This window comes from Blautia sp. HCN-20427, from assembly GCF_037890365.1.
Classification (GTDB): Bacteria; Bacillota; Clostridia; order Lachnospirales; family Lachnospiraceae; genus Blautia.
Map to the genome: position 1 here is coordinate 56,783 of NZ_JBBKBX010000020.1, position 14,210 is coordinate 70,992.

15 protein-coding genes are annotated in these 14,210 nt (G+C 43.8%); 2 read left to right on the plus strand and 13 right to left on the minus strand.

Annotated elements, in window-relative coordinates; all coding sequences use genetic code 11:
* Positions 1 to 49: 49 nt before the first annotated feature.
* The 9 genes from WKT17_RS12415 to kduI form a co-directional block, all read right to left on the minus strand.
* Positions 50 to 574 (minus strand): spore maturation protein, encoded by a 525-nt coding sequence (locus WKT17_RS12415; protein ID WP_173749411.1) that lies wholly within the window; start codon positions 572 to 574, stop codon positions 50 to 52.
* Positions 575 to 685: 111 nt separating this feature from the next.
* A complete protein-coding gene (gene recQ / locus WKT17_RS12420) occupies positions 686 to 2,533 on the minus strand; it encodes a DNA helicase RecQ (protein ID WP_294461239.1) in 1,848 nt (615 codons plus the stop codon).
* Between the two features lie 46 nt (positions 2,534 to 2,579).
* Entirely contained in the window at positions 2,580 to 3,011 is a 432-nt protein-coding gene (locus WKT17_RS12425) for a DUF2383 domain-containing protein (RefSeq protein WP_173749409.1), read from the minus strand.
* Between the two features lie 38 nt (positions 3,012 to 3,049).
* Positions 3,050 to 3,955 (minus strand): magnesium transporter CorA family protein, encoded by a 906-nt coding sequence (locus WKT17_RS12430; protein WP_291681803.1) that lies wholly within the window; start codon positions 3,953 to 3,955, stop codon positions 3,050 to 3,052.
* Position 3,956: 1 nt separating this feature from the next.
* Entirely contained in the window at positions 3,957 to 5,051 is a 1,095-nt protein-coding gene (locus WKT17_RS12435; RefSeq protein ID WP_291681804.1) for a DUF3878 family protein, read from the minus strand.
* A 129-nt stretch (positions 5,052 to 5,180) separates the two neighbouring features.
* Positions 5,181 to 5,963 (minus strand): DUF7402 domain-containing protein, encoded by a 783-nt coding sequence (locus WKT17_RS12440; protein ID WP_291681806.1) that lies wholly within the window; start codon positions 5,961 to 5,963, stop codon positions 5,181 to 5,183.
* A gap of 11 nt (positions 5,964 to 5,974) precedes the next feature.
* Entirely contained in the window at positions 5,975 to 6,616 is a 642-nt protein-coding gene (locus tag WKT17_RS12445) for an RpiB/LacA/LacB family sugar-phosphate isomerase (RefSeq protein WP_173749406.1), read from the minus strand.
* A gap of 40 nt (positions 6,617 to 6,656) precedes the next feature.
* Positions 6,657 to 7,460 carry a gluconate 5-dehydrogenase gene (locus WKT17_RS12450; protein WP_291681808.1) on the minus strand — a complete coding sequence of 268 codons (804 nt, stop codon included), beginning with the start codon at positions 7,458 to 7,460 and terminating at the stop codon, positions 6,657 to 6,659.
* A gap of 30 nt (positions 7,461 to 7,490) precedes the next feature.
* The gene (kduI, locus tag WKT17_RS12455; protein WP_291681809.1) at positions 7,491 to 8,354 is read right to left on the minus strand and encodes a 5-dehydro-4-deoxy-D-glucuronate isomerase; all 864 of its coding nucleotides are present in this window, start codon (positions 8,352 to 8,354) and stop codon (positions 7,491 to 7,493) included.
* A 215-nt stretch (positions 8,355 to 8,569) separates the two neighbouring features.
* Here kduI and WKT17_RS12460 point away from each other — a divergent pair, with 215 nt between their 5' ends.
* The gene (locus tag WKT17_RS12460; RefSeq protein WP_173749403.1) at positions 8,570 to 9,427 is read left to right on the plus strand and encodes a helix-turn-helix transcriptional regulator; all 858 of its coding nucleotides are present in this window, start codon (positions 8,570 to 8,572) and stop codon (positions 9,425 to 9,427) included.
* Between the two features lie 14 nt (positions 9,428 to 9,441).
* On the opposite strand, the gene WKT17_RS12465 is transcribed toward WKT17_RS12460, so the two are convergent.
* The 4 genes from WKT17_RS12465 to spoIIID all read right to left on the minus strand — a co-directional run bounded on the left by WKT17_RS12465 (position 9,442) and on the right by spoIIID (position 12,891).
* Positions 9,442 to 10,413, minus strand: coding sequence for an alpha/beta hydrolase (locus WKT17_RS12465; protein ID WP_173749402.1), 972 nt, complete (start codon positions 10,411 to 10,413; stop codon positions 9,442 to 9,444).
* Complete coding sequence (locus WKT17_RS12470) at positions 10,410 to 11,771, minus strand: MFS transporter (protein ID WP_291681812.1); 1,362 nt, start codon at positions 11,769 to 11,771, stop codon at positions 10,410 to 10,412. The genes WKT17_RS12465 and WKT17_RS12470 overlap by 4 nt, the downstream gene beginning before the upstream one ends.
* A complete protein-coding gene (locus tag WKT17_RS12475; RefSeq protein ID WP_173749400.1) occupies positions 11,768 to 12,415 on the minus strand; it encodes a TetR/AcrR family transcriptional regulator in 648 nt (215 codons plus the stop codon). Before WKT17_RS12475 ends, WKT17_RS12470 begins: the two co-directional genes overlap by 4 nt.
* A gap of 209 nt (positions 12,416 to 12,624) precedes the next feature.
* Positions 12,625 to 12,891, minus strand: coding sequence for a sporulation transcriptional regulator SpoIIID (spoIIID, locus tag WKT17_RS12480; protein ID WP_173749399.1), 267 nt, complete (start codon positions 12,889 to 12,891; stop codon positions 12,625 to 12,627).
* A 348-nt stretch (positions 12,892 to 13,239) separates the two neighbouring features.
* Between spoIIID and WKT17_RS12485 the strand changes: the two genes are divergently transcribed.
* Positions 13,240 to 14,210: reverse transcriptase family protein (locus tag WKT17_RS12485; RefSeq protein ID WP_340273052.1), on the plus strand; the 971-nt coding region annotated here is incomplete at its 3' end.

Below are 14,210 nucleotides of genomic sequence, written 5' to 3' on the forward strand. Positions count from 1 at the left end.
CGTGTTACCATATTAGCATTATGATGTATTTTTGTCAACAACTTTTCTATTACATCATTCCCGCCAATACCACACTGGCTGCAATTCCCGCAAAAGAAGCCAGCAGCGCCCCCCACACCGTATACCTGGTTTTGTTCACTTTTGCAGCAATAAAATATACAGAAATCGTGTAAAAAATCGTTTCTGTGCAGGACATCATAATAGACGCAATAAGTCCTACACGGGAATCTGTGCCGAATTCCCGGAAAATATCCAGTACCAGGCCTGTAGCGGCGCTGGAAGAAAACATCCGTACAATCGTTAAGGGAACCAGCTCCGCGGGAAAACCCACATGTGCAGTAAACTTTCCCAGCAGTTCTCCCAGCATATCCAGAAATCCCGAAGCCCGCAGAACCCCTACAGCTACCATGAGGCCAATAAGTGTGGGCAGAATTCCCACCACAGTTTTCAGTCCATCCTTTGCACCCTTTACAAACTCTTCGTATACATGGCACTTCATCAGAATACCAAAGCCTACTATGTAAAACAGGATAAGAGGAATACTAACCTCTGAAAGAAAAATCAGAAATTTCATGTGTGTCTCCTTACTGTCTTTTGTTCAGTTTACGCAGGAAAAGGCAAAAAAAGAAGAGACTGCGAATTACAGTCTCTTCTGTATGCTATTTTTCTGATTCTTCACCCCTTTTCACTTCTCAATCCCGTTTTCCTTTATAAAATTTCGGATTTCCTCTGCAAATGCCTCTCCGTATTTCTCATACTTACTGTTTCCCACCCCATTTATGGAAAGCATTTCTTCCTTCGTAACCGGAAGATAGGTGCTCATCTGACGCAGTGTTTTATCGGAAAAAATAATGTAAGGCGGCACCTTGGCCTCCTGGGCCATTTTGTACCGTTTCTGCCGCAGACGTTCAAAGAGAAGGGGATATTTCACCTCATCTGTGACTTTCTGTTTGCCGGATTTCGCACTGCTTTGCATCTTAGGCTGCTCTTTTGGCAGTTTCAAAAGCACTTGTTCCTCTGCCCCGTCAAGCATTGCTTTTCCTCTTTCCCCCAGCCTTAAAACAGGATAATCTCCCGCTGTCAGAACCAGATAATCCTTTACCAGCAGGTCATTTAAAATCTGTCGTATCCGCACAATGGTTCGGTCTTTCAAGACTCCGTAATATGTATTTTCGTTTAAATGAAACTGCCGTACTTTGGCGCTGTCCGAGCCATGAACAGCGTCTGTAACAGCCTGTATTCCATATCTCTGTCCACTGGTTTTTACCAGTTTCAAAATACTTTCCGCCTCTTTCGTCACATCTGTATCCTGAAATTCCGTGAGACAGTTTTTGCAGTTTCCGCAGTAATTTCCTCCGTATTCACCGAAATACCGCAGAATATATTCCCGCAGGCATTCGTTGGTAAAACAATAGAATGTCATTTTCCGCAGCCGTTCAAAGTTTCTTTCCCGAATCAGTTCCATGTCTTCCCTGTCAAATTCCTCGTTTTCCATCTGCTGGTTAATAAGAAATTCATTCGTCTTCACATCCTGTCCGGCATAGTACAGCACGCACTCTCCCGGCTCACCATCCCGCCCGGCGCGGCCTGCCTCCTGATAATAGCTTTCAATATCTTTTGGCATATTAAAATGCAGAACAAAGCGCACATTAGACTTGTCAATACCCATCCCAAACGCATTGGTTGCCACCATAACAGGCATCCGGTCATAGATAAAATCTTCCTGATTCTGCTTCTTTTCTTCATCAGACAGCCCGGCATGATACCGCACAGCAGGATATCCCTCCTGTATCAGACGACGGTGGATTTCTTCCACATTTTTCCGGGTATTGCAATAAATAATACCGCTTTTTTCCCGGTTTTTATCCAGATAATCTAACAGCGCCTGTATCTTATCCTTTGGCTTTTCCACTGCAAAACAGAGATTTTTCCGGTCATATCCTGTTACAGCCACAAAGGGGTTTTGAAGTCCCAGAATACACAAAATATCCTCTTTTACTGCCCTTGTAGCTGTTGCCGTGTAAGCGGCAATCACAGGGCGTTTCGGCAAAACCTGAATAAATTCTGCAATTTTCAGGTAACTTGGACGGAAATCCTGTCCCCACTGGGAAATACAATGGGCTTCGTCTACAGCCACCATAGAAATTTCCACCTGATTGACAAGCGCCAGAAAGGAATCTGTCATCAGTCTTTCCGGTGCTGCATAAATAATTTTATACCGCCCCCGGGCGGCAAATTCCATGGCCTTCCTATACTGTCCTTCTGTCAGCGAACTGTTGATGAAAGCCGCATGTACGCCTGCTGCATTTAAAGCAGCCACCTGGTCCTTCATAAGCGAAATCAGAGGCGACACCACAATGGTTATCCCCTGAAAAAGCAGGGCAGGCACCTGAAAGCAGATGGATTTTCCCGCCCCTGTAGGCATAATGCCAAGCACATCACGTCCTGCCAGGGTACTGTCTATAAGCCCCTCCTGGCCTTCTCGAAATGTATCGTATCCAAAAACATCCTTTAAAACCTTGTATTTATCCATAAACCCTTCCTTTGCCCTCTGTATCTCTACCAATTTTTCCTGCAGATTATAAAAATTCCTGCACTTCCTTCATCAGTTTTTCTTCTGTTTTTATGATATTTTCCGCCAGCGCAAGGCTTTGTCTGGAGGCATTCTTATACTGATTCACAAATCCCCCAAGGGTCTGAATCCCCATGTTGCAGCCATCCATAATCATCTTTGCAATCTGGCTGCTGTCATCTTTCATAAGCAGTTTCACATCCGTAGAAAGTCGGGAAAAGACAGAAGCCATAACGCCCGGCTCTTTCTCTTCGCTTCCTCCCTCCTTCAGCATTTTTCCAGCCTGTTCTTCGTATTCCTTATGTTTTTTATCATAGGTATTCATAAGTTCTTTCAGCTTTTCATCTTCCACATAATCCCGCATCTGATTGAAGCTGTTGATTGCCATTTTACATCCTGTACTGCATTCCCGCAGCAGGTTTCTGGTCTGTGATTCCATCTGAAATGCCCTCTTTTCTTTTTTATTAGTATTGGCATTTAAGATTTCTTTTTATTCTTCAGAAGACCTTTTTTCCTGAAATAACGAAGCTCCAGTCCAATGATAACAAGGGTCAGAAGCACCACGGTGAGATATCCGTACTTCCAGTTTAAAAGGGGAATGTTTCCGAAGTTCATACCGTACCAGCCTGCCAGCAGCGACAGAGGCAGGAAAATAGTTGTGACTACGGTAAGCATAGTCATAATTTCGTTCTGCTGAATGTCTATCTGTGCCTGATATAATTCGTGAAGCTGCAGCAGATTCTCTCTGATATTTTCTGTGTAATCATGAAGACGGGACACTCTGTTTGAAAACACGCACCAGGCATTTTCCTCTTCCTTCACCAGAATTTCTCCTGCCGCTCCCTGCAGTTCCTCCGCCATATCCAGAAGCTGTACATAGAATGTATGAAGCCTCATCATTGCTTTTCTAAGTCCCATCAAAACCATTGGAAAATCCCTTGGTGTCTCCTCCAGAAGAATATTTTCCAGTTCTGTTATCTTTTCTTCCACCTTCTGCAGATAAGGAACTTCCTCATCAATCAATCCGTTAAACACGGCCAAAAGAAGCTGTCCCTCCAAAGCATTTCCACCAAATTCCATATCCTTTATTTTCTCTAAAATCCGGCTAATCTGCCCTCCGTCATCCAGAAAAATCAGTTTATTTTTCATAAAATACCAGGCGGCAATCCAGGGCTTTTTCTCTAAATTTTTCTTATCGGGAATCTTCAGCACTCCGAACAGACACTGGGCGTACACTTCCGCTTTGCAGGAAACTGCCTGCTCCATGCTGTGAATCAGTTCTCTCTTATGAGGATAATTTCCCTTTAATGCAGAAAATTCCTGCAGATTCATCAGACTTACTGATATGGTATGGGGGTTCTTTCCCAGCAGATATTCTGTCATTTTACTCTTCCTCTCCCTTTGACTGTTTTCCTCCGAGAAAATCCAGATTTTTCTCTATCCATCCGCGGTTTTGCCTTCCTTTAAAAAAGCCGCCATTGTACCTCTCACTATCCTTTTTGCTGACAGAAACCATAAACTGAATCCGAAAAGAAAAGTCCTCTGCCTCCAACAGCGTAAAAGGATGTTCCTCCATGGCCAGTATCTGCATACTGCCTTTTCGGAAAAAAGGATACGCTCCCGTAAAACCTTTTTCCTGTAATTTCCGGGATACTGCCCGCCTTTTCTCCTCTGTTTCCTCATTGCTTTTTCTTCCGTAATCACGGATGGGATAGACCTTGGACGCAGCTTCTGTTTTCCTGTACAGCACCTCATAAAGAGGAATTCCCGCTCTGCTCTCCATATGCCTCTGTATCCGTTTTTCTGCCCAGGGAAAAGGAAATCTTCGGTAAACTTTCAGCAGGTGTGCCAATCTCCAATCCCCGGCTTCCAATGCCAGCTTTTTCATGCATTCCACCCCTTCCAGCGTGTCCGGATATTCCTCATCCAGGGATTCCTTCACCGGCGAAAAAGCACGAAAAGGCGCCAGTTCCATAAGAGGAAGCAGTTCTTTTTCCGCCTGTGTACACACAGTATCCCCCATATAAGAATATTTATCGTAAAGGGTTCCTACTATATATACCAGCCGCCGCCACTGTTCCTGTCCTTTTACCCAGAAATGTCCGATACGGTGATACTGATAACAGGTCATTTCTTCCCGAATAGACGAAAACCAAATGGTAAATACATTGTCGTCTCCCTGCCTGACTACCAAAAGATAAACTTCCCCGTCTTTTGCCATATGTGCTTGTGTTGTTCCCTTAAAATCCACGAGATACCTGCCTGTCATGCGGCATTGCTCCAGAATCAGCAAACACTCCAGTGCGTCGTTCATCATATAAGGAATATAATACTTTTCTTCCCCGGTCGGCCATGTTCTAATATGCAGTTCAAAGGCCTGTGCCCGGAACAATTCTGCCAGTTTCATGCAGGAATCCGGCATATCCGGAGAAAGTCCGGGGAGAAACTGCTGCAACTCTTCATAATATGTCTGCGCCATGATAAGCCCGTCCTGTCTTCAAATCTGTGATATTCTTATCTTATCACATGGGTGCGTATTTTAAAAGAAAGAGATTCACAACAAAAACAGGCATACAGGAATGCTTCTGCTCCTGTATGCCCGTTTTTTTTACAAATCTGTTCCGTACACTTCTATCTGCGCAAGAGCCGGAAATGGTGACGGTTCCGGGGAAGGAATCAGCTTGAACAGCTTCACCCAGGTCACTTTTTTCTTTTCAAAGGTGAATTCCTGTCCACAGCCTGTTTTCTTTAAAGAAAACTCTTTTTCTTCTCCGTCTGAGAAGGTTACAGTCACCTTTTTCCACCAGTTATCGTGTGGAAAATCTGCCCGGATATAGAGAATGATACGGTCGATTTCCACTTCCCGTCCGAAATCCACAGTCATTTCTGCGTCCGGATTCCGGTTGATTCCCCAGGAATCATAGGGCCATTCGCCGTGACATTCATTGGCTGTCACTCCGTCAATGGCATTCTTTGCCGCAAAAACAGACTCGCCTCTTGTCTCCACATTGGCAAAGGCATGGGGAAAACAGGTGGTATTTTCATGCGTATCGTTGACATTTAAAGCTAAATTACGATAGCTTTTCACCTCAAAATCTCTGGCTTTCCGCACACTGATTAAGTGCTTGTTTCCGGAAAATGCCTTTGGTGAAAGATTGATTCTCTTCTCGCCAAAAGGAATTTGATACTGCGCATTGCCGGTAAGATAAACCAGATTTCTGCCCAGGGCATCGTCAAACTGTACCCATGCATATTCTCCTTCTTTGGAGATTTCCAGAACAATTCTATCTCCTTCTTCGTAGGTTCTTGCCACCATGAGATTGACTTCTTCTTCCCCTCTGGCCCACGCCACCGTTCGTTCATTTTTATCAATTACTTTTAAACTAAACATGCTTTTCTCCTCTAGCAGCCCAGGATTTCTCTTACACAGGCAGCAATTTTTTCACACTTGCAGTTTGCGAAAAACAGTTCCTGGAAGTGCTCTCCTGCCAGTGCGCCTTTCACCAGTTCTCTGTCCATTTCCATTAAAATATCTGTGAATTCTCTGTAAGTAACCTTCTTTACTTCGTCCAGAATCTTCTTATTTCTCTGTTCCGGTACGGCTCTTTCTCTCGGATATCCCTGTCCGCTTTCTTCACAGAACAGCTTTTCAAAAATGTATTCCAGGTTCAAATCGCCGCCCCAGCCAAATCCTTTTGCAAAGGGCAGAGAAATAGCATTTCCGTCATTAATCTGTGCAAAAGTATATGCGTCCAAAGCGTCTTCTACATGTCCGCAGATAACGCCCGGGAAAGAATTACAAGCCAGCATAGCGCCTTCTCCTGTGCCGCATCCGGTAATTACATAGTCCGCTGCGCCGGAATTTAAGAGCACTGCTGCCAGGATTCCCACCTGTACATAAGTGAGCTGTGCCTCGTCTTCTGCTGTATACATGCCGTAATTATCCACAGTAAATCCCATGGGTTCTACAACTTTTCTAAGAGATTTTTCAATCATCGGGTTCTTTGCACCCTGGCTGTTTTCATTCATTAATGCAATTCTCATTCTTGTTTTCCTCCGCTTATCTTTCATTCCTTATCTCAAATTATTTCGGCTGTTTTCCAATGTAAGCTAAAATACCGCCGTCTACATACAAAATCTGTCCGTTTACAAAGTCAGAAGCCTCGGAAGCCAGAAATACGGCCGGTCCCATTAAGTCTTCCGGATTTCCCCAGCGTGCAGCCGGTGTCTTGCTGATGATGAACTGGTCAAATGGATGTCTGGAACCGTCCGGCTGGATTTCTCTTAAAGGCGCTGTCTGCGGTGTGGCAATGTAGCCAGGTCCGATACCGTTGCACTGGATATTGAACTCCCCGTATTCAGAAGCAATATTCTTTGTCAGCATTTTCAGTCCGCCTTTCGCTGCTGCATAAGCAGACACGGTTTCTCTGCCCAGTTCACTCATCATGGAACAAATGTTAATAATCTTTCCGTGCCCCTTTTTCAGCATGCCGGGAATGACTGCTTTGGACACGATAAACGGGGCATTTAAGTCTACGTCAATGACCTGACGGAATTCTTCTGCACTCATGTCTGTCATAGGAATACGTTTGATAATTCCTGCATTATTTACCAGAATATCAATGGTTCCCACCGTTTTTTCAATATCCTGAATCATATCTGCTACCTGTGCTTCGTCTGTTACGTCACAGAGATATCCTTTTGCGTCAATGCCTTTTTCTTCGTATGCTTTCATAGCAAGATCCATGTGTTCCTGGCCTCTGCAGTTAAACACAATTTTTGCACCTGCTTTTGCGTAAGCTTCTGCAATGGCAAACCCGATTCCATATGCTGCACCTGTCACCAGGGCTACTTTTCCTTCCAGTGAAAAACTCTTCATAACGTCCATGTCTGTTCTCCTTTTCTACTTAGTTTCCTGTTATTTTAATTCCTGATTTGCAATGTGGTCCATATCGTCAAAGTCCTGGTTTTCCCCTGCCATACCCCAGATAAAGGTATACGCCTGAGAACCGGAACCAGAGTGGATAGACCAGCTTGGTGAAATCACGGCCTCTTCATTTCTCATCACAATGTGGCGTGTTTCTGTAGGTTCTCCCATGTAATGCATAACAAACGCATCTTCTGGAATATCAAAATACAGATAAACTTCCATTCTTCTGTCATGGGTGTGGCATGGCATAGTGTTCCATACACTGCCCGGCTCCAGTTTTGTCATGCCCATTTCCAGCTGGCAGCTTTCTACCTGTCCCGGCAGAATGTATTTACAAATCGTTCTGTGATTGGATTGTTCCAATGTTCCCAGCTCTACCTTATTTTCATCTTTTACAATCACAACGCCCTCTTCCGGTGTTCCTTCCGGCTTAATCAACACCGTCGGATATGTATGGTGCGCCGGTGTGCTGTTAAAATAGAATTTTGCCGGTACTGCGCTTTCTTTGCTGGCAAAAGTGATTTCTTTTACACCCATGCCAATGTACATGCCTTCTTTGTGTCCAACTTCATATTCTTTGCCGTCTGCCACAATGACACCTGTGCCGCCGATGTTGATAATTCCCATCTCACGTCTCTGCAGGAAATACTCTGCTCTTAATTCTGCCCCCGCAGTAAGCACCAGTGTTTCTCCTGCCGGTACTGCTGCACCTGTGATAATGCGGTCAATATGGCTGTACACCATTTTTATTTCCCCCGGCACAAACAGGTTCTGAATCAGAAATTCCTCTCTTAAACGGTCTGTTGTATAATGTTTTACGTCTCTTGGTGATGACGCGGTTCTTACTTCCATGTTGGTTCCCCTTTCTGTTTCCTGTACGGTAATCTTTCATATGACTTTATTATAGCAGGCCGCTCTTTGGGGAAGGTTTCTTTTCCTGTTTAAAACTTTGCAAATCTTGAACTTTCTTCATTGCTTTTTAGAATATTCTTTTATATACTGGATATAACGACATGGGAATTTTATTTCAGATATTTTACGAATTTACAGAAAAGGAGGCACGGGATATGAAACTGCTCAATTCCTGCAAACAGTCCATCACCGACTGCCTGCAGAATAAAACTTTTTCCATCGCACATTTATACAGCGACGAGAAGCCTATGGACATGCATATTCACGACAGTTACGAAATTTACTATTCCATTTCCGGCGGCAAACAGTTTCTCATCGATAACTGCTTTTATAACATTTTCCCGGGTGATATTTTCTTCATTAATCAGTACGAAAGCCACCATCTGACTCAGATTGACAGCCAGATTCATGAACGGATTATCTTGTCCATTTACCCGGATTATGTGAAATCCCTCAGCACGTCAAACACGGATTTAGATGCGTGTTTTCAGAATCGTTCCCTGCGTTCCAACCATAAGGTCTCCCTTACCCTGGAGGAACAGAAAAATTTCCTGTACTACATACACAAGCTCACACACACAGCAGGATACGGAACCGACATTCTGGAGCAGGCGGCTTTTCTGGAATTGATGGTGTTCCTGAACAAACGGTTTCAGAAGAATCACATTGCAGATACGGAAACTCAGATTAATTCCAATGCACAGGTGGACAGTATTCTTTCCTATATTAATCAGCACATTGAAGAACCTTTGAGCCTGGAACAGCTTTCCGCACATTTTTTCATCAGTTCTTCTTATCTGTGCAGGCTTTTCAAGTCTGCCACCGGAACCACCATTAATAAATACATTACGGCGAAGAGGATTTCCCATGCCAAAGAATTGCTTGCCGAGGGGTATACGGTGACTGAGGCCAGCGCCAAGTGCGGATTTAATGACTACAGCAATTTTTTCAAGGCCTTTACAAGGGCCACCAGCGTGTCGCCGAAGAAATATGCACAGTTTCTGACGCAGTAAAAAACTGCAGAAGCTTACGACTGTAAGAATCTGAAAACAGTATCCCAATATTGCTGTACCGTCCAGTCATCTGCATGATAAATCTCATGTTTTGTTCCCGGTACCAAAATCAGATGTATCAGACTGTCTGTATTTTTATGTACTCTTTTTACAAAACGGTTTTGCTCCTTATTAGAAACATAAAAGTCTTTCTCTGCCTGAAATACCAGAACCGGCATGTGCATTTTGCGATACGCTTTCCTCATGAGCACATGGTACAATCCCGCCATTTCCTTCAGCCAGCCATAAGAAGCCCCTCCCAGCTGGTAATCCGGTTCTGCAGCTTTCTTTTTCTGATAGTAAGAAAACCGTTCTTCTGATAAGGCTCCGCTCTGTGCAAAAGATTCCTCCCCTTCGTAATCATGCTGCCCCGGCATATAGTTCTTTCCCTTCCCCAGACAGCACATTATGTACGCAATACATACTGCAGCTCTCCATGGAACGCCAGGCGTCAGAGGACGAATCATGGGGGATGACAGTATGACCTTCTGAAAGAGTTCCGGCTTTTTCCCTGCCGCTGCGGCCCCGATTCCACCGCCCATAGAATGACCATAAAGATAAAGAGGCAAATCCGGTTCTCTTTTTTTCGCCCAGAAAGCCGCATAGAGCAAATCGCAAACATAACGTTCCCAGAAATCCACATACACCGGCGAATTTTTCTTCAGCAATCCATAACTCCTTCCGTGTCCGCAATGTTCGGGTATATACACGCTGTAATTCTGCTGCAGGAAATAATAAATGTTTTCTTTATACTTTTCTGCTGTCTCTGTAAACCCATGAGAAATAATTACAATTCCCCTGGCATTGTCTGCCCGATAATACACGCAATGAATTTTTCTTCCGGTTTCCCGTTCCAGCCAGAAATCCTCACGCCGTTGTTTCAAAAAAGGTTCTGCCACATCCTGCATTTTCTTTTCATACTCTTTCTGACTGATGAAACCTCTCATTTTTCTTCCTCCCGTATGAGTTTATTAATCTTCCCCTCATCATAAAGCAGGAACAGAATTCCTCCTGCCACACAAAATGCCGCTGCGCAAAATGCTGTCATCCGATATCCAGTCCCAACAGACTGTCCAATGGTAGAAACAGCCGTAAACAGCAGCATGGACAGACTTTGTCCCAACTTAAAGGCAAAGGTTCTGGCTGCATAAAACATTCCCTCCCGATTCTGGCCTGACACCAGGGCATCGCTCTGAGCAATGTCTGCTACCACGGCCTGGGGAAGAATTCCAAATATTGCCATAGGCAATGCCGCCCCTGCAGTAAGAATCCCGCCCTGCACTACAGGAGAAATCCTGGAGAATGTCCCCAGAAAACCCGTATAAAAGTAAGCACAGGCAAATATTGCGAAAGCAAACACCAGCAGTCTCTTCTTACCAAACCGCAAAACCAGCTTATGAACCGGAACATAAAATACCACAGAAAGTGCCGTCATTCCCACAAAATAAATGGTAGTCATGGATTCCGGAAGCTTTAAAAGACTGGTTACAAAAAATGGCAATCCTGTCTGAAACATGGTAAGCCCAATCCAGTAAAAAATATCAGAGCCCACAAATTTTCTGAATTCTCCGTTTTTAAACGTAGATGCCAGAGAACGAAATGCGGTGTCATTGGTCGGCACTGTGTTGACATACTCCTTCTCTTTTATAGAAAATACAGGAACCAGCATACACCAGAATGCCAAAAATGCCATTCCGGTAAAAGTAAGCCGAATGGCCTGCACCCGCCCCAATGAAGGAATCAGCATCCCCCAAATAGCCGGCGCCAGATAAGCTACCGCTGTTCCTGCAATAAACGTAAAGGAAATTACCGTAGAAATATTCAACCGTTCTTCCTGCGTATGGCCCAATTCCGGTATCAGGGCATTATAAGGGGTACAGTAAGCTGTAATAGAAAGATAATAAATCATCACCATAAAAAACAGAAATACTCCGTTTATCCAGCTTGTCTTTTCTACCGGTGACCAGAAAACCAGAACTGTGGACACGGCCAAGGGCAGGGAAGCCCATTTCAAAAATGGAATTCTTCTTCCGTTTTTTGACTGGCAGCGGTCAGACCAGGAAGCAATTAAGGGGTCTGTCACAGCATCAAAAATCCTCCCAAATGCAGTAATTCCTCCAATCACCGTTATAATTCCAAAGATAACCATCCCCTGAGGGATAAAAATGTTCTGTCCCTGAGCCACTGCTGTCTTATCCGGCTGATAAAAATAAACCAGCCAGTTGGATATAATCCCCGACAACAGGGACCACCCGAACTGTCCCACAGCAAACAGCCATATTTTACTCGTCGTCAATCTTTTCATGCCTGTAACCCCCTTATCATAATTTCCGAAACAATCTTTATCTGAGTAATCAGTTCCACTCTCTCGTCAGAAGAAAGCATGCTCCCATTGGAAGCCAGCTTCTGCATCAGGCTGAGCATGGCATGAGTCACAGAAAAATAAACTTTCTCCACCGGCTGCGTCAGATACAGACTGCCATCCTTAATTCCCTTCTCTAAAGCGTCTGTCACATACGGTTTCAGATTCAGAATTTCCTGCTCATACTCCTTTAAACGTTCCTGGGAAATTTGATATTTTCTTACAAACACATCGAACTCTTGAAGAAATTTCAGGAAATCAAACTCCTGTTCAAATATCCACACAAAAATATCCATAATCTTTCTAATCTGGTCCCTGCCGTTGCTTTCCAGATACTTCTGTTTTGATAAGTGAACCAAGTACTTCTCAGAAACCTCCCTCCAATACAAAATCCCACCCTGAATGGCAACTTCTGCTTTTGTTTCAAAGTAGCGGTACACCGTAGCCGGCCCCACCTCTGCTTTCCCGGCTATATCCTCAATCGAAGTTTCCTCAATTCCTTTTTCGCAGAAAAGTGTAAGCGCTGCCGACAAAATTCTTTTGTATCTCTGCTGATACTGATGCTTTCTTACTCCTGAACTTCCCATTGCACATTCCTACTTTTGATAGTTATACTATCACTTTTGGGCAATATGTGCAATCTACTCTTAAAAATCAAATGTTCCTATACATTTTGACATTTTTTCATGAATACATGAAAAAAGGACTTTTACAGGAATGGTTTAAAAAATTTTACCGCTTCTTTAAACATAATACCTGTGTCAGTCCTTCTTATTTTCCTATTGCTATTTTATCCCTACTCCTCTATATGATTCCCCATATGCAGATATTTTTCTCTGGTAGCCAGTCCACCGCGGATATGGCGCTCGGACTTGTTCAAATCCAGGATCTTCCGCGCCTCCGCCGCCAGAGCCGGATTTATCTGAAGAAGTCGTTCTGTGCAGTCTTTATGTACCGTAGACTTCGATACCCCAAACTTCTTTGCTGTCTGCCTTACTGTTGCCTTTTCTTCAATAATATAATTTGCTATTTCAACCGCCCGTTCCTCAATATAATCTTTCAAGGAAAAATCCCCCGAAAACATTGTTTTTACAATGTATGCTGGGGATTTAGTATTTAGGACTTAGGAACTCTTTACTTTCCCTCTTTCCTATGCTACAGTAATTTTAATCACAGCAGACAGAGGAGACAGTTTTCTGTCAGAGAAGCGAGTCGCTTTTCTATTTTTTATTCCGAAAGGTATGGCTGCGCCAGCCCTCCTTCGGCTCCGAGGTACATCTGCACACTGCATGTGCTTTCTCGCCTGCGGCGCCGTACCTCTTCGCCGAATCCGGTATCACCATTTAGTGTCTGCTGTGTTTTTAAAAATACATTTTCATGAATAGCAATACAGGAAACACGGAGGTATCATATGGCTCCCTCTCTCTGGAAATATTATACAAAAGAACAGACACAGGATTTCCTTCTTTCTCTGCATCTGACAGAAAATCTCACCCACACACCGACCGCTGAAATGGCTCTTTTATACGCTCTTGCCAATCACGCAGACGAACACTACGAAAAAATCTCCATCCCTAAAAGAAACGGCACTAAAAGAATTCTTCATGCGCCGGACAGTGTATTAAAGTATGTCCAAACACAAATTTTGCGGCAGGTTCTAAGGGAATTTCCGGTATCCGGCTATGCCTGCGCCTATCAAAAAGGAATCTCTCTTCGCAGCAACGCTTTCCCTCACCAGGCACAAAAACTGGTGTTGAAACTGGATATACAGGATTTTTTTGACAGTATTTCTTATATCAGCGTCTATCAGCATGGATTTCCCTGTGAGAGAATACCGGATTCTGTACGCACACTTTTGGCTCATCTGTGCTGTTATAAAGACAGACTGCCTCAAGGCGCGCCAACTTCCCCCTATCTTTCTAATCTTGTCATGAAACCTTTTGACGAATACATGGGAAACTGGTGCCGGGTACGAGAAATTGCTTATACCAGATATTGTGACGATATGACCTTTTCCGGTGACTTTCATCCAAAAGAAGTACTAAAAAAAGCAGAGGGCTTTTTAAACCGTCTGGGCTTTGAGTTGAACCATAAGAAAACCCGTATCTGCTCCCAGAAAAACCGGCAGGAGATTACAGGCATTGTAGCGAACGAAAAACTTCAGGTTCCGAAGAATTACCGCCGTCGTCTGCGTCAGGAGTGTTATTATATCCGAAAATTCGGCTTAGAAAACCATTTATCTCATATTGAGTATACGGGTGATAAACAGAAATATCTCCAAAGACTCCTTGGCAAAATTCAATATGTTCTGCAGATAAATCCGGAAGACGGGGAATTTTGTGAATGGAAGAGGTGGATAACAAACTCTTTTTTTATTCATGA